Source organism: Pasteurella sp. WM03 (genome assembly GCF_004570945.1).
Taxonomy (GTDB): Bacteria; Pseudomonadota; Gammaproteobacteria; order Enterobacterales; family Pasteurellaceae; genus Rodentibacter.
On record NZ_SPPO01000024.1, the window covers coordinates 1 to 616 of the forward strand.

The window sequence follows — 616 nt, forward strand, 5'->3', positions numbered from 1 at the left end:
CTTATAACCCGAATAAAACCGCCCAACTACAAGAACAGACGGTAGGACAATTTCTCAAACGCACTCAAGTGAGACATTCTCGAGCGGTATTGAAAGATTACACCTTTAAAAAGCCGGATTGGGAAGCGCAGTTTGAACAAAGTGCGACAGAGGGAGAGGGACAAAGACAGGGTTATGAGCATTATGATTACCCGGGCAGGTTTAAAGGGAGTGAACAAGGCAAAGCGTTTACCCGTTATCGTCTAGAGAGTTTGAGAAGGGATGCGCATTTAGGGGAAGGAGAAAGTAATATTCCGGGTTTATCGCCGGGCAGACTTTTAAGACTCAGCCAACACCCGAATCCGGCATTTAACACCACATGGCAAGTGATTGGCGTAGTAAGTCGAGGAGAACAACCGCAGTCGGTAGAAGGGGAAGCGGGAGAAAAAGGGACGTATTTTACCAATCACTTTCAGGTTATCCCGAAGTATCAGACCTGGCGCCCATTACAGCGGACAAAGCCAAAGGTGGACGGACCTCAAATTGCCCAAGTGGTAGGACCGAAGGGAGAGGAGATATTTACGGACAACGTAGGCCGAATCCGGGTGCAATTTTTTTGGGATAGGGAAGGGAAATA

The 616-nt window shown here is 47.9% G+C and carries 1 protein-coding gene; it reads left to right on the forward strand.

The features are described 5' to 3' along the window. The coding region (gene tssI / locus E4T92_RS10975; protein ID WP_135094869.1) for a type VI secretion system tip protein TssI/VgrG at positions 1 to 616 on the forward strand (616 nt) is incomplete at both ends.